Here is a 15,237-nt window from a genome sequence, read left to right as displayed (position 1 = left end):
ATGCCCAAACGATTCTTCGATATCAGGGCCCATGATGACATGTCCGGTTCTGTTAAGAATGACAGGGACGGCTGATGATGTACCGATTTGATAAAGAAGGCGGTCGTAGACCTCGAGCATATTAAGGTTAGCAATAAAGTAGCCAATAATACGATCTTCTGAGGCGACGGGTGTCATTATCCTTAGGGCTGGCATCAAAGGGTGGACGACTTCACCATTCTCAATCTCTAAATCGATACCGTTGGAGCTTACTTCTCCAATCTTCAGTCGGTGGAGATCTTTAAAGTAGCTACGAGCTGATTTGTTCTGCAGTTTATTCTCAGGAACTATTGTCGCTTTATTGTTGTTGTAGTTGATACGGTAAACCTCGTTACCTTCTAGGTCGAGGTAGCGAAGTTGAGAATAGTATTGTTGTCCGCGAGCTAACATCACCCACAGATCTTGCAGAGCTTGTTTATGAACAATTGATGGTTCTTCAATTGCGCGAAGTAACGTTTGAGAGTCTGCGATAGAAGGAACAGAATTAGATATTTGCTCAACAATAACGGCCAGTTCGTGAAAACTGTATTCGATTTGGTTTTGGCTAGACTGCTTAATATTTAGAGTATGCTGAGCATCAATTCTGTCAAGTTCAGAATTGATGTAGAGGGCAGGGACTAATCCTAGGGCAAATATGGTGCATAGAAATTGGCTGACTAGTTTTTTTATACTCGTATTCATCACTGTCCTCAAAGAATCAGCGCAATACTATATATTTTATGGGGTTTTTAATGTGATCTTAACCCAGAACTTAAAACAAGATTTGCATATAACTACGATTTTAGTGCAACTTTTTGCATTCAAGCTTGATTGTTGAGCAATCACTTCGTTAGGAAATGATTGCTCAATATAGAACGCTGGTCTGAAATTTGAGCCAAACTAATCGCGATTAATTGCCGTTTATCTAGCTAAGGACACCTAGTTTAGGCCGATAATATTTCCATTACTATCAATGTCTAATGACATGAAAGCCGGTTTGTCAGGTAAGCCTGGCATGGTCATTACGTTGCCGCACAAAGCGTAGATGAAGCCGGCACCAGCACACAGTTTTAACTCTCTAACGGGTACGTTAAACTGAGTGGGTGCACCCTTTATTTGAGCTTCTGTTGAAATCGATAATGGCGTTTTTGCCAAACAAACCGATAGGTCGCCATAGCCGTGTTGGTTGAACTCAGTCAGTTGTTTTCTTGCCAGTGGTGATAGCGAAATACTGGCTGCGCCGTATCCGACTTCAGCGACTGCCATCAGTTTCTCTTCTAAGCTTTGCTCAGAGTAGTACAAAGGCTTAAATTTACTCTCTGTTTGGCATGCTTTTACCACGGCGTGAGCCAACTGAATTGCACCTTCACCACCTTGACCAAAGGCTTCACTTACTTCAACGCTGACACTTGGGTCAAAGTCGGTGATCATTTGTTTCAAAGTATCGAGCTCTTGAGCTGAATCTTGTGGGAATCGGTTGATCGCAACGACAGTAGGTACTTGGTATTGTTTAACGTTGTTGATGTGCCATTTAAGGTTCTCAAAGCCTGCTGTGAGCGCGTCTTGATCGTCATTAAAGATTGAATCAGGTAATGGAGTACCCGGTCTCAAATCGTATAAACCAGAGTTGGCCTTTAATCCGCGTAATGTTGCGACAACTACGGCGCAATCGGGTTTCTTGTTCGATGCTTTCACCTTGATGTTACACGCTTTCTCAAAGCCCATGTCTGAGCCGAAACCACCTTCTGTCACGACGAAGTCACTCAGTTTTAACGCTATCTTATCAGCAATAATAGATGAGTTACCGTGTGCGATGTTAGCGAAAGGTCCCGCGTGTATTAGAGTCGGAACGCCTTCAAGGGTTTGCATCAATGTTGGTTCAATAGAGTCCTTCATCGTTACTGTCATAGCGCCCGCGACGTTGAAGTCTTCTGCGGTTAATGGCGAACCTTGATTGTTGTATGCGAGTACGACACGGCCGATACGCTTGCGTAGGTCTTGTAGATCATCGGCAAGAGCGAGAATAGCCATCAGCTCTGAAGCGGCTGAGATATCAAAACCATCTTCCCGTTCAAGGCCATTAATTGTTTTGTCTGATTCGTTTTTGCCTACTGTGATCATGCGTAATGCACGGTCATTATGGTCCATTACACGTCGCCAAACGATTCTACTAGGATCAATGTTGAGCGCTTTTAAGCCTGAACGTGCTTCAAAGGCTTCTAATCCTTCACGGTGTTCATGATATAAGCGTGCGTCAATGGCCGCAGAAGCGAGGTTATGAGCGGCTGTTACGGCATGAATGTCGCCGGTCAGGTGAAGGTTTAATTGCTCCATAGGGGCGACTTGAGAGTAACCACCGCCCGCTGCGCCGCCTTTTACACCAAATACCGGGCCCATTGAAGGCTGACGAATGCAGGCCATGGCTGATTGATGAATCTTTGCGAGGCCTTGTGCTAATCCAATAGTAGTGACTGTTTTGCCTTCGCCAAGAGGCGTTGGTGTGATAGCGGTCACCACGACCAATTTACCATCTTGTTGGTTGGCGAGGCGTTCAAGTGATGTCAGAGACACTTTAGATTTGTATTGCCCTAATGGCTGATGTTCGTTGTGTTGCAGGCCAGCTTGTTTGGCAACTTCACTGATGTTTTTAAGGGGAGTAGAGCGACAAATATCAATATCCGATAGCATATTTGATCCTTATATCAGAACCGAAAGGTGGTACGTAAACGTTTGCGTGGCGATAGTACTGTATAAATTTGCCAAGTAAAGGCAAACCACACGAATTATGTGCTGGAAGATAACAGATCTAAAGAGTCATTGCGCGAGATCAAATCTTAAACGAGCAAAATATTCGATCTGACTGCCTTCAGCTGCATTAGTGCTGAATACAAAAAGGGCTGCATATAGCAGCCCTTCAGGAATGGATAATCTATCTGGTCATCAACTTCAATGAGTTAACAACCTGGCATGGTTGATTAACGATCCCAGTATGTTTCTTCTAAGCTATCTTCGCGTTCAGGTAGCGCACGAGAAAGGCGAGGAGAGTGCTGAGTCAGCACCTCATAGCTTACACGGTTTGCGTACTTACAAATTTGAGACAGTGAAGAGTAAGTTAAACAAGCGTGTTCGTGCTTCTCAGAGTTCGGCACGTTAACGTGATGGTAGCTGTTTGCTGCCATGTCGTGAAGTAGTGCTGAAAGTGCACCATCACCAGCACCGTTGGTGTTCTTAATCTCAAGTGGGCCGCCTAAGTAAGGGCCAATGTGAGAGTACACTTTTACTGGGTCTTTACAGTCTTGCTTACGCATCGCACGGCTGAATTCGTATTTGTTAAATTCAGGAATGTTACCCGGCAGTAACGGAAGCGTTGTTTCGCGTTTCGCTGGTTCGTCAGTGTAGCCTGCCATGTATAAGCCGACAGGGCCTGCAGTGCAGAGAACTAGGTCAACCCACTCAAGAGCTTTGTTCGCAGCCAATAGCGGATCTTTTTCACCCGTTAATGCTTCACCTTCATCTTCGTTCATCGCGACGATGGTTACGTTCTCTTTCAGGTATTCTTGCCACCATTCAGCGTTACCTTCGATTACGTACTTCGTGCCAAGTGTCAGTACAACTGGCACATTGTACGCTTTCGCGTATTCAATCGCTTTTTGTACCGCTTTTGGCATCGGATCTTCAGGCTTACCGCGCATTAAGTATGAAGACACAACTAATGCAGACGCTTTTTCAAAAATCTGTTCAGGAATACTTTCAGGAAGCAGCTGGTTCATGTGTCCTTCGTTGATCGCAAACGTACGTTCGCCATCTTCGGTAATGAGCGTGTAACAACGACCAATGGGACCATCAACGGTTTGTAAGTGGTTTAAGTTCATACGAGAAGAAGTGCGGCAAAGGTAGCGGTAACCAAATGAGCCAACTTCAATCTTCTTAGACATTACGCCAAGTAGGACAGATTTGCTGTCTGCAAGAACAGAATAGTTGTGCAGTGTGTTGCCGATAGTATCGCCAGGGTATTGATGCGTGATCAAACCGCGCTCAACTAACTCTTCATACAGCGCATCTGCTTTACTTTCTTCCAATACTAGTGAGTGGCCTTTACTCAGCTCGTATTTTTCTAGGAACTCGTTGTCAACACGGGCTTCGATATCAACAATCGTTTGACCTATACCGACAACTGTTGCGCGGTGTAGCTTAGGTGTTTGTTGAATTTGGTTGACCAACGGATCACGGGCGTGAGTTGGAAAGTAGTGCTTAGATTTACGCTGTCCAGGAAATTTCATATGACAAATACAGTGAAAAAATTTTGCCGCATGATATCACATTTTGTTTCTGTTTCTTTCATTTTTATTACATTTTGAATCACCTGCACAATGTCTGTACAGGTGATTCAGCTTACTTTTGCTTCAGACCATTCGTGTGAGACTATTCGGCTGGAACGAGTGTTGCTGGATCTACGTAAGCCTTTGTACCCCATAGCGGAACGGTTGAAAGGCTATGTTTGAAGCTGCCTTCTGTTTCTTTGGTTGTGTAAGATAAGTAAAGCAGCGATTGATTCTCAGCATCGTAGATACGACGAACCTTCATCGTTTTGAAGAAGATACTTTTCGACTGCTTGAATACCACTTCACCTGATTTACTTTTGTCTATTTTAGCAATCATTTCTGGAGTGATTTCGCCTGTTTGACGACAAGAGATAGAACTATCGCTTGGATCGGAAAGACTCAGGTTTGCTTCGATTGATGCAATGTGACAAGTCACTCCTTCGATCTTATCATCATCTAACGATGACATTTTGATATCCTTCATTGTGAAGAATCCAAGAGAGACGTCGCCAACCTCGTTGTCCGAACAGCCTGCCAACATTGTGATGATACCTGCTGCTATTAAGGCTTTTTTCATAAGAAGTCCTTTTTATTTATATAGTTCTGTTTACTATAAGGATATTGAAAGCTTGGATACGAGTGTAGAGCTTTTCACCGAGTTCTTAAAGGGTGTTATGAGAGAATGAAAAATATGAAGCATTTAAAGTACTTGTTGGCGTTAGTCATGCTCTGTATCCTTTCTGCATGTAGTTCGGCTCCTACGCCGACCATATGTCTCCCAAATAACTGTGATATTTGGGGTTACTAATCTTAGGTACTAAAAGAATGAATAACGAAATACCTGAAAGCGCACATAAGAAAAACCAATGGCTGTTTAGTCAACTCGACATTGCTTACCCCGCAAAGGAGAGCTTGCTAGGTCGAGAACTTTATCAAAGCAGACTCCCATCCAAGAATTACCAACTCCTCGCTCAAGATCAAATTCCTTCCCAAATTGATGAACTGCATAAAGTCGATTTCCATAAACTGACGGTACTTTTTTCACTTAACCAAGCCAGTGTTTATCACGATGAAACCGAAAGGGCACATATGCTTGAGTTTTTGAGTCAGATTATGTTGTCTGATGAGCATGTTTTATACATTGGAACTCAAAATGGTGATGTTGTGGCGAGTGCTATTGTCACAGAAGTGGAAGACTCTCTGTTGATCTCCGACGTGATTATTGAAAACGGTCAAGATATCAACGGCTTTGCTAAGCAGTTACATGATTTTTGGGCACAAGATCATGCTTCTCACGATAAAGTGTGGGTCGAGAACTAAAGATTCTTTGAGAAAGCGTTAATCTAAGTACAATACCCCATCTTTTATAAAGGGTTTTGTATGTACAAGCTATTGATATCAATCGCTGTATTGTGTGTTAGCGCTTTTTCTACAGTCAGTTTTGCTACCGACTGGGATATCAAACGCATCCTAGTTTTACACTCATACGAACCTTCTTACCAATGGACTGCTGACTTTCAGAAAGGGATAGACAGTGCGTTCAGCCAATCTCAAACCGAAGTTAAACTCTCAATCGAGTATTTGGATACAAAGCGCGTCCATAGCTCTGAGTACTACGACTCTCTCGCCGATTACTTACAAGCCAAATACGCAGGTTATAAATTTGATGGGGTTATTGCGACTGACGATAACGCGGCTAATTTCCTTGAATCACTGAGTGCGTTGATTGACCGTGCGACACCTATTGTTGCAGCGGGTATCAACGACATAAGCACCGATATGTATGCGGTGTCTGATAGAGCGACTGTGCTTTATGAGAACGATCGGATAGACGTTAATATAAAGCTGATCTCTAAATTAAGACCTAATCTAAAGAACCTCTATTTAATCAATGATTACAGTGTCACTTCTGAGCTAATCCGTAAAGATATAAGCCGTATTATGGCAGACTTTCCATCGATTAATTTGGTCGAAATACGCGATTTGTCGCTCAAGCAAACAAGTGAGTTCTTAAAAGGGGTATCTGCTGACGATGCAGTCTTACTGAGCCACTACAATACTGAGTTAGATCAAGGTGTATATCATACCTATCAAGAGGTCGCGGAAACCTTATCTGCATCGAGCGCCGCACCAGTGTTTGCGTTATGGCAGTTTAATATAGTCGGTGATGTACTCGGAGGTTATGTAAACCACTCACGAAGCATGGGTGAAGAGGCCGTTAGTGCATTGGATAAGTATGTGCCTCTTAATTTTTCTACACCTTTAGTTCCCGGTGACAACAAGCGTTTTGTTTTCAATTATCCGGCGCTTAAAAAGTTTGGTATTGGTGATAATGTACTGCCGACAGGATCTGTGATTGTTAACGAGCCTTCCTCCTTTTTACAAAAGAACTTTCAATTGTTGTTGGGCTTAATCATGGTCATTACAGGGCTGAGCGTGATTATCGTGATGCAATTTATTACCCTGCGCCAAAAGAAAGAGTTGGCAAAAAAGAACAAGCGAATCCTTGCACTACAGAAACAGACTTTGAATGTTCAAAAGGACATGATTCATGTGCTGGGTGAAGCCATTGAAACTCGCTCTGGTGAGACGGGGAATCACGTTAAGCGTGTAGCCAAGTTATCCGCTTTGCTTGCTAAGTATCGTGGCTTGAGCCATCGCGAGGTCGAGATGATTGAGATCATCAGCCCAATGCATGATGTCGGTAAGATTTCGGTTCCGGAATCTATCTTAGATAAACCAGGTAAATTGACAGACCAAGAGTGGGATGTAATGAAACTTCACACCACTGCGGGCTACAATTTACTGAAGAGCGGAGCGGGTGATATTACCAACCTCGCGGCAATCATTGCTAACGAACATCATGAGCGTTGGGATGGCGCTGGATACCCTAATGGCAAGGTAGGTGAACAAATTCACTTGTTTGCTCGAATCACTGCCGTAGCCGATGTATTTGACGCATTGCTTAGTGCCCGGTGTTACAAAGAGCCATGGCCATTAGAGATGGTGGTCGACTTGTTCGAGAGAGAGTGTGGCTATCAATTTGATCCTCAGTTAACCAAACTGCTACTGAAACACCTGCCCGAGTTTGTCGCTATCCGAGATTCGTATCCCGATACTGGAGCTGTAGAATATGCGTCTGTACCTTCGATTGAAGTTAAGGTTCTAGAAGAGTCGGTTGTTAGCTAACTCTCTCTCTATCTGAATAGTCTACAAGTCTTGGTTTCTTTATCAATTCACCCTAATCCGACTAGGACGTGGCAATTTATATTTTCCACTGAAATTAAGTCGTTTATGTAAACCTTGTAGTATTTGGTTTTGCAGATTCTGGGTTAATTTGATGAAAGCTGTTGCTTATGTCGAGCCATAAGGTGATCAAGCCCATATTTCGCGAAGAGAAATAAGCCTGCGTCCGCAAACTGTTATCTTAATCATCCCGCGCATTGAAAGAACACTATAGGATAAAACTTGAATTCAATGCGAGTGAGAGAGCTATGCGGTTAGAACAGACTAAATGTGTAATTTTCGATTGTGATGGAACACTCATCGATAGCGAAAAGCTGTGTTGCCAAGCCTTGGTGAATGTATTCACCGGCTTTGGGGCGGAGCTAAACGTTAATGACTGCTATGCGCACTTTCAAGGTGGAAAGCTGGCCGATATCTTAATGGATACACAAGAACGTTTAGAGCTATCTATCTCGATTGATACGCTTGAGCCGTTATATCGTATTGAATTAGAAGCTTTGTTCCAACGTCATTTAAAGCCGATGGATGGTGCCATCGAGCTCATTGAATTCCTAAAGCGACAGGACATCGAATTTTGTATCGCTTCTAATGCGCCTAAGTCTCGGGTTGAATCTTCATTGGCAATGACAGGAATGCTCGATGACTTTAAAGGTAAAGTGTTTTCAGCTTTTGATGCCAACAGCTGGAAGCCTGAACCTGACCTGATTATGTATACAGCCATGAATATGGGCTTTTTACCCAATGAGTGTATCTATGTGGACGATACTTTGAAAGGAATTGAAGCGGGTGTTCGTGCGGGTATTCAATCATTCCGATTGCGCCCAAGTATTAATGAATCAATCGTAGATCCCGAAGCCGACTCATCAGAGGTAGCGGCTCAGGATATCTACAGTTTGGAAGAGATTTCGGTTTGGATTAATGGCAAGCACTGCTCAAGTGGTGGAATACCGAACCCTGCAGCTTTGGTGGGGTAGAGCCTAACTGAAGGCTGACTACCTTACTAAATTGTTTAGTGTGAAAACCGCAAGATGCACAAGTAAATTTTTCTCCACTTTCTGAGAGTAGATATTCGTCGTGTTGGCATAAAGGGCATGTAATGTCGTCGGTGTTTGGTGTTTCTGTTTTATTCATTATGTGTCACCTGCAGCAAGAGGGTAAGCGAAAAAAGACCCGTTTAATTAGATTACCCCTAAGCTCGAATATTAGACAGTTTTGACACTTGATAATCTCGCCTTTGCGACTTGCTTCATGGTAATGATAATCTCATCGTTAAAGACCATGTTTTTCCTGTTGTTATTAAGGGAAGCTGTTATTAACGGAAGTTGTTATTAGTGAAAGTTGCTATTAACGGGCGTTGCTATTAGCGGACGTTGCTATTAACGAACGTCGATAAAAAAGGACTCATGATGAGTCCTTTTTAGTTTCGCTGAATTTAACTTGGTCAGCCTAAGTGATCACTCAAATCTAAGTGCGGTATCTTGCCAAAGTTTTAGACAAAGAAACTGATGCGTCTGTCAGTGTTGACACGCCATTTGAAGAGTTTTGAGCCACTTCTTTAATCACATCGGATTGACTGCGAATATCGTTAAGCTCAGCTGCGATGGTGTTCGCTACGTTGCTTTGCTCGTCCGCTGAGGTTGCAATCTGAATACTCATATCCATTAGCGCTTGAGCGGAGTCAGCAATCGAGTTTACATCGTCCCCAATGTTTGAAATCAGTTGGCTGCTAGTTTGCGCTTGATCGACCGTTTGCTCGGTGATCTTAGCGATATTTTGGCTCTCTTGCTGTAAGCGTTCAATCATCGCTTGGATTTCAACCGTAGCCGACTGAGTGCGACTTGCAAGCGTTCGTACTTCATCAGCAACAACAGCGAAACCACGGCCTTGTTCACCCGCACGAGCAGCTTCGATCGCCGCGTTCAGTGCAAGCAAGTTAGTTTGCTCTGAGATTGCGTTGATCGTCGTGATCACTTCATTAATTTGGCTAGTGTTCACATTCAAGCTGGTAACTGAAGATGAGGTTTGCTCAATCAAAGAAGAGAGTGTGGTGATCTCTGAGATGGCTTGTTGAACTTTCGTATGGCTGTCGTTGATTTGCTGCGCGTCTTGTTCAGTTTGTTCAGTTGAACGTGCTGAAATGTTAGAGACTTCATTGGCTGAAGCCGTCATCTGATCCATGGCAGTAGCAACAGAGTCTAGAGACGCATTCTGGCTCATAATTTGTGTTTCACTGCGCTTCATCTCTGCTTCGAAAGAAGCCGATGTTTCACTCAGCGTTGCTGCACTGTGGTTTACGTTGTTGACTAACTCACTAAGCGTGTCCATTGAACGGTCAAGCGCACAACCAATCGTGCCGAACTCGTCTCGGCCAGGGTGGAAACCAAGGCGTGATGTTAAGTCGCCATCACCAATCTTTTGAGTCGTTGAGTAAAGCACCCACAGTGCGCCGCCTAGGAAAGTCGCTACCCAGTAACAGAAAAGACCAAAAGGCACACACCACAAAAAGCTCAGTAATAAAGTGTACAGTGCTTGCTGCTTTTGATTCTGCGTATCGAGATTTGAAACGGTAAGAGAGTAGTAATTACCATCTTGTGCAATGGCTGTTGCTGTAACTGCACCATTCTTCAATATGGTTGTTTCTTGAGGACGTGTTTGTTGGCTAACTGAACGAACGGAAGCTGGGGAATCTGACGCTGATAAAATGCCTTGCAATTGATATTCAACCTGCTGTTTTGCAGTTACGTCAATGTGTTCCATTTTGTTGACGTAGTTGAGTCCAGCTAGGCTTGCCAGAGCGGCAAAAAAGATTAAGAAAATGACCCAAAACTTGTCGTTGATCGACATCTTGATAAACAGTTTGTCTATCGTTCGAAATTGTACTTCTTTCATAAAAACTCCACGGTAAATCCTTTACCGTGGACTCTAAATAACCGACCTCAATAAAAATGTGATGCCAATCGACTAATTGTGAAAATTAATGATACCAACATATCGTTTATGAGACATCTATCAAGTATTTTTGTTCTCTATGGGTTTATTAGCCCAGAGAAGGCAATAGCCCTACTGAAATAAGGATTTGAATCGCAATGATAAAAACGCCTACGCTGCCAACTAAAAACAACGCTTTACTTCCACCGAGCACTTGGTAAGTCGCTTCTGTACCTTGAGGTTCTACAGAGAAATCCGTGTAACGAATCTTGTATACCATCACTGTCGGCAGCAAAATTGCGAGCACTGAAAGTGCTATGGCTGCGTAGCCCAGAGCTGTAATGAAACCCTGTGGGTAGAACAAGGCAAAACCTAATGGCGGTAAGAAAGTGATAGCGGCCGTTTTAACGCGTTTTGCACTGCCTAGTTTCTTGCTCAGTGAATCCCCCATGAATTCAAATAACCCCAAGCTCACACCAATAAAAGAAGTCAGCAGTGCAAGGTCTGCGAATACGCCAACGATAACGCTAAGGTTTGATTGATGAACGGTTTGTGACAATGAGACTAACAGTGCGCCCAAACTTGTATCCGACAAAAGCTGCTCTTGGCTAATCACACCTAGAGTCACACTCTGCCAGAAAACATAGATGACCAAAGGGAGTGCAGAGCCAATAATCATGACCTTACGTAGAGAGCGAACGTCACCATCTAGGTATCGAACAATTGAAGGGATGCTGCCGTGGAAGCCAAAAGAGGTAAACACGACTGGGATTGCTGCAACAATCAGCCCTTGCTGTAAAGGCATGCTCATTAGGTATTGAGAGGTGATGTTTGGTGCTAGGAAGCTGAGTACCAGTACCATCGCAATCAGTTTAAGTCCGAATAAAACGCGGTTAACTTTATCGACACTGTGCGTACCAATCGTCACAACGCCAGCAACTAACAGTGTGAATAGAAGGGTTGTGATTTGGCCATTAAGCTCAATGCCTGAAATATCCGAGATACGTTGATTAAACTGCGCACCACCGCCTGCAATATAAGCTGCACACAGAGCGTAGAAAAGGAACATAACTGCAAAGCTAGCGATCCACTTACCTTTTGTCCCTAAAATTTTGTCAGCTAGCGTGTGTAGGGTTGCGTCAGAATCAGCGAATTGATGTAGTTCTACCATTAACAAAGCAGTAAAGGCCATTAGAGCCCATAAGCCAAGCATTAGAAAAAGTGAGGTTGAAAAGCCAATACCTGCAGAAGCAAGTGGAAGAGCGAGCATGCCAGCACCAATAGTGGTGCCTGCAATGATCAAAGTACTACCAAAAACCTTTGATTTATTCATTGTATATAATTCTTTACGTTAGGGTGTGTTTTCATTGTAATTCTTCTAGCTTAAGCGCATAAACCCAAAGAATATCTCGATTTTTAAGTATTCTGATTGAGTTTAATTCCAAATGCAATGTCTAATGTAATTAAAAATATCCACTGTAAACTATATTTTACGATTGGTGAGTTGGAAGCGCTCAAATGCCCGAAGCAAACGTTTGACCATGATCTGCTTCAAAATTTGTAGAGTAATTTGTTGTACTTGGTGTAAGGTGACAGTACATATGTCGTTCGCGTATACCCCTTTAGCGTAAACAAGCGCTAATGATCGCGAGTAGCTTCAAGCTATAAATATGGAATGGGTAGAGTAGAGTGCGTTCATCAAAGTGACATAATATAAGTCCAAGATGGTGCACTAGTTAATCGGACATCATGTCCGCATCAAGGAATAGAGGGGGCACTATGAGTGACCAATCTTTTAATGACGAAAGTCTTGAGTTGTTAGATGCCATGGAAATTGGCATTGATTTATCTGACTACGAGCAGGCGGTTAAACAATTAGCAGAAGAACTTTTTAAGTCTTCGAACTAGGTTTTACCTGAACTAAAGGTTTCTGTAGTTCAACGTTCTCAAATTAGACAATTCTTAAACTGAGCAAATCTCATTCGCTCACACGTCATAACAAAACTATCCTCATTAAAGTTCGCGAAGATAAACGAGTACGTTTACCATGTTACTTAGTTCTCGATACTTTAATGAGGTTCAATGAACTTTCTCGCACACCTCCACATCGCTCAACACTGTAAAAGTAACTTAGCTGGTAATCTGTTAGGTGACTTCGTTAAAGGCGACCCTAATAAACACTATTCAACCTCGCTTTCAGACGGAATAAGACTTCATCGATTCGTGGATAGTTACACAGACCGTCACGATGTATCCCGATCGGCAAAATCGCTTTTTTTAGACCAAACGCGTCGCTTTGCGCCTATTGCACTGGATGTATTTTGGGATCACTGCTTAGCCAATCATTGGACTCAGTTCTCGCAGCAGACGTTAGAGCATTTTTGTTTCGATAGTCATCAACAGATCTTTGCACATCAAGAGCCACACTGGCCTGAGAACTTCATTACGATTCATCAAAAGATGGCAGAACAACGTTGGCTGGAAAGCTATCAAGACATGTCTTCCATAGAAGTTGTATTGCAACGTATGGCGTTGAGAAGGCCCAAGCTAGGGATGCTCAAAAATTGTTACGACGACCTCGAACGTCACTATGATACGTTGCAGTGTCACTTTAATGAGCTGTATCCCAACGTTTTAGAAGAAGCGAAGCAGTTTAATGCACTTCAAATGAAGAAAAATCAAAAGGAAAGGTAAACAGCGTAATGCAGGTTTGCTACAATCCGCGCCTATTTAATCTTTGAGCATCATACTATGTCTGAATCTACCCAATCTTTTAACCAACTAGGATTGTCTGAGCAACTTCTTACAACGCTATCAGAGCTAAACTTTACGGCTCCGACTAGTGTTCAAGAACAAGCTATTCCATTGGTACTGGAAGGCAAAGATGTACTGGCTGGTGCGCAAACGGGTACCGGTAAAACCGCGGCGTTTGGTTTGCCGATTATTCAAAGATTAATCGAGACTAAAGACAATGTTATTCCGAACCCTAAGCTCGTTCGTGCACTTGTGTTAGTGCCAACGCGTGAATTGGCACAACAGGTGTTTGATAACGTAACGAGTTATGCGAAAGGCACCGATATTAAAGTTGTGGTGGCTTACGGCGGCGTTAGCATGAAGGTTCAAACCGATAACTTACGTGGAGGCGCCGACATTCTTGTAGCGACGCCTGGTCGTCTTATTGACCATATGTTCACCAAGAACATTATGTTAAGCCAAACGGAAGTGCTGGTATTAGACGAAGCAGACCGCATGCTAGATATGGGCTTCATGCCTGACATCAAACGCATTCTTTCTCGCATGAACGACGTACGTCAGACGCTGTTCTTCTCTGCGACGTTCGACAATAAAATTAAAGCGCTTGCACATCGAATGATGCAGTCACCAAGCGAAATTCAAGTTACGCCAAAAAACAGCACCGCTGACACCGTTACCCAGATGGTTTATCCGGTTGATAAATCGCGTAAAAGTGAACTATTGGCTTATTTGATTGGCTCAAAAAACTGGCAACAAGTGTTGGTGTTCACGAAAACTAAGCAGGGTACTGATGCTCTAGTTAAAGAGCTTAAGTTAGACGGCATCAAAGCGGCATCAATCAATGGTGATAAGAGCCAAGGTGCGCGCCAAAAAGCACTGGACGATTTCAAATCAGGCAAGGTGAGAGCGTTGATTGCAACCGACGTGGCAGCTCGTGGTATTGATATCCAGCAGCTAGAACAAGTTGTGAACTATGACATGCCATTTAAAGCTGAAGATTACGTCCACCGCATCGGACGTACTGGCCGCGCAGGTAATACCGGTTTAGCGATTTCTTTGATGAGTCAGGATGAAGCGTACCTATTGGGTGACATTGAACGCTTACTTGATACTCGCTTGCCTCAAGAGTGGCTAGAGGGCTTTGAACCAAGTCTAGAAAAAGATGTAGCCCCCGATCGCGGTGGTCGCAGTAAAAGTCGTTCATCAGAAAAACGTAAGATCAAAGCGAAGCTTAAGATTCACCAAAACCGCGGTAAAGCACGTCGCTAACAAGCTGGACAAAGCTCCAGTTTAAAGATCTATACATATAAAAATGCGCCGTTACAGTTGGTTCTGTAACGGCGCATTTTTGTTTTAAGTAAATCAACTTACGACCAAGGAAAATAAAAACACTGGATTAATGATGTTCTTGATTGCACTTCCATACACAGGGCACTTCATAAATTAGCTCTTCTAGGCTAGTTGGGTTTAGCACCCATTGGTCTTCTATTCTAAACTTGCTGACCATCTGCGTGTTGAAAAGCTGCCAATGCTTAAGTAGGGCATCTTCGGGCGAGGTGACCATATCGCCTTCATTCCAAGTGCTCTCCATGAAGGGAGTTAGGCATACCGCTCCGTGCGCATACATGATCATTTGCCACTTAATCTCATAAATGTTGATCAAATTCTCTGGATTCGCATCGTTATATTGTTCAGCTAACATGTTGATTTCTTTTTCGACATCGCCAACATTGTCGATAAAATAATCGACCAAGTTGTCTTTTTGGCGAACAGAGTCAGTGATAAGTTGCATCGGTTTTCGTGAGTGAATCATGTTGCTAAAAAGGCGCATACTAAATAAATAGGGCTCTTCGACGTTTCAAGTGGATTTCAATATTTCAGCGGCAGGGCTCGCTATCATGTAGATCATGGTGATGAAAGTGGCTGTATTTCTATAGCCTCGAGCCCTCGACCTCGCGGCTTGAAATAA

At 43.2% G+C, this 15,237-nt stretch carries 11 protein-coding genes and 2 pseudogenes; 6 read left to right on the top strand and 7 right to left on the bottom strand.

What is annotated here, in order from left to right; genetic code table 11:
• From H5300_RS21570 to H5300_RS21555, 4 genes and pseudogenes are all read right to left on the bottom strand, one after another.
• Nucleotides 1-720: pseudogene (locus H5300_RS21570) on the bottom strand (cache domain-containing protein); the annotation flags it as partial.
• A gap of 237 nt (nucleotides 721-957) precedes the next feature.
• Nucleotides 958-2,706, bottom strand: a complete 1,749-nt coding sequence (locus tag H5300_RS21565) for a formate--tetrahydrofolate ligase (protein ID WP_182796864.1) — start codon at nucleotides 2,704-2,706, stop codon at nucleotides 958-960.
• 287 nt (nucleotides 2,707-2,993) lie between these two features.
• Nucleotides 2,994-4,298, bottom strand: a complete 1,305-nt coding sequence (locus H5300_RS21560; RefSeq protein WP_004730908.1) for an inosine/guanosine kinase — start codon at nucleotides 4,296-4,298, stop codon at nucleotides 2,994-2,996.
• Nucleotides 4,299-4,440: 142 nt separating this feature from the next.
• Nucleotides 4,441-4,917 carry a CreA family protein gene (locus H5300_RS21555; protein WP_017079179.1) on the bottom strand — a complete coding sequence of 159 codons (477 nt, stop codon included), beginning with the start codon at nucleotides 4,915-4,917 and terminating at the stop codon, nucleotides 4,441-4,443.
• 248 nt (nucleotides 4,918-5,165) lie between these two features.
• Here H5300_RS21555 and H5300_RS21550 point away from each other — a divergent pair, with 248 nt between their 5' ends.
• From H5300_RS21550 to H5300_RS21540, 3 genes are all read left to right on the top strand, one after another.
• Entirely contained in the window at nucleotides 5,166-5,660 is a 495-nt protein-coding gene (locus tag H5300_RS21550) for a hypothetical protein (RefSeq protein WP_065606400.1), read from the top strand.
• A 60-nt stretch (nucleotides 5,661-5,720) separates the two neighbouring features.
• Nucleotides 5,721-7,529, top strand: a complete 1,809-nt coding sequence (locus tag H5300_RS21545) for an HD domain-containing phosphohydrolase (protein ID WP_182796863.1) — start codon at nucleotides 5,721-5,723, stop codon at nucleotides 7,527-7,529.
• Between the two features lie 305 nt (nucleotides 7,530-7,834).
• Nucleotides 7,835-8,560, top strand: coding sequence for an HAD-IA family hydrolase (locus H5300_RS21540; protein ID WP_182796861.1), 726 nt, complete (start codon nucleotides 7,835-7,837; stop codon nucleotides 8,558-8,560).
• Between the two features lie 490 nt (nucleotides 8,561-9,050).
• On the opposite strand, the gene H5300_RS21535 is transcribed toward H5300_RS21540, so the two are convergent.
• Together H5300_RS21535 and H5300_RS21530 are read right to left on the bottom strand one after the other, a co-directional pair.
• Nucleotides 9,051-10,475, bottom strand: a complete 1,425-nt coding sequence (locus H5300_RS21535) for a methyl-accepting chemotaxis protein (protein ID WP_182796859.1) — start codon at nucleotides 10,473-10,475, stop codon at nucleotides 9,051-9,053.
• Nucleotides 10,476-10,623: 148 nt separating this feature from the next.
• Nucleotides 10,624-11,847 (bottom strand): aromatic amino acid transport family protein, encoded by a 1,224-nt coding sequence (locus H5300_RS21530; protein WP_004730902.1) that lies wholly within the window; start codon nucleotides 11,845-11,847, stop codon nucleotides 10,624-10,626.
• A gap of 446 nt (nucleotides 11,848-12,293) precedes the next feature.
• On the opposite strand from H5300_RS21530, the gene H5300_RS28070 reads away from it, so the two are divergent.
• From H5300_RS28070 to H5300_RS21520, 3 genes are all read left to right on the top strand, one after another.
• Nucleotides 12,294-12,422, top strand: a complete 129-nt coding sequence (locus H5300_RS28070; protein ID WP_004730901.1) for a hypothetical protein — start codon at nucleotides 12,294-12,296, stop codon at nucleotides 12,420-12,422.
• Between the two features lie 174 nt (nucleotides 12,423-12,596).
• Nucleotides 12,597-13,208, top strand: a complete 612-nt coding sequence (locus H5300_RS21525) for an ACP phosphodiesterase (protein ID WP_017081131.1) — start codon at nucleotides 12,597-12,599, stop codon at nucleotides 13,206-13,208.
• Nucleotides 13,209-13,265: 57 nt separating this feature from the next.
• Nucleotides 13,266-14,537 carry a DEAD/DEAH box helicase gene (locus tag H5300_RS21520; protein WP_017082286.1) on the top strand — a complete coding sequence of 424 codons (1,272 nt, stop codon included), beginning with the start codon at nucleotides 13,266-13,268 and terminating at the stop codon, nucleotides 14,535-14,537.
• A gap of 127 nt (nucleotides 14,538-14,664) precedes the next feature.
• On the opposite strand, the pseudogene H5300_RS21515 reads toward H5300_RS21520, so the two are convergent.
• Nucleotides 14,665-15,111: pseudogene (locus tag H5300_RS21515) on the bottom strand (TetR/AcrR family transcriptional regulator); the annotation flags it as partial.
• Nucleotides 15,112-15,237 lie beyond the last annotated feature (126 nt).

Source organism: Vibrio sp. SG41-7, assembly GCF_014164465.1.
Lineage (GTDB): Bacteria > Pseudomonadota > Gammaproteobacteria > Enterobacterales > Vibrionaceae > Vibrio > Vibrio splendidus.
Note: the sequence above shows the minus strand (reverse complement) of the source record. Positions and strands in the feature narration are given on the sequence as shown.

Bases quoted from the DNA above. Each gene is read 5' to 3' on its own strand.
- H5300_RS21535 (WP_182796859.1), bottom strand. From the start codon at position 10,475: ATGAAAGAAGTACAATTTCGAACGATAGACAAACTGTTTATCAAGATG.
- H5300_RS28070 (WP_004730901.1), top strand. From the start codon at position 12,294: ATGAGTGACCAATCTTTTAATGACGAAAGTCTTGAGTTGTTAGATGCC.
- H5300_RS21545 (WP_182796863.1), top strand. From the start codon at position 5,721: ATGTACAAGCTATTGATATCAATCGCTGTATTGTGTGTTAGCGCTTTT.
- H5300_RS21550 (WP_065606400.1), top strand. From the start codon at position 5,166: ATGAATAACGAAATACCTGAAAGCGCACATAAGAAAAACCAATGGCTG.
- H5300_RS21520 (WP_017082286.1), top strand. From the start codon at position 13,266: ATGTCTGAATCTACCCAATCTTTTAACCAACTAGGATTGTCTGAGCAA.
- H5300_RS21560 (WP_004730908.1), bottom strand. From the start codon at position 4,298: ATGAAATTTCCTGGACAGCGTAAATCTAAGCACTACTTTCCAACTCAC.
- H5300_RS21540 (WP_182796861.1), top strand. From the start codon at position 7,835: ATGCGGTTAGAACAGACTAAATGTGTAATTTTCGATTGTGATGGAACA.
- H5300_RS21525 (WP_017081131.1), top strand. From the start codon at position 12,597: ATGAACTTTCTCGCACACCTCCACATCGCTCAACACTGTAAAAGTAAC.
- H5300_RS21565 (WP_182796864.1), bottom strand. From the start codon at position 2,706: ATGCTATCGGATATTGATATTTGTCGCTCTACTCCCCTTAAAAACATC.
- H5300_RS21530 (WP_004730902.1), bottom strand. From the start codon at position 11,847: ATGAATAAATCAAAGGTTTTTGGTAGTACTTTGATCATTGCAGGCACC.
- H5300_RS21555 (WP_017079179.1), bottom strand. From the start codon at position 4,917: ATGAAAAAAGCCTTAATAGCAGCAGGTATCATCACAATGTTGGCAGGC.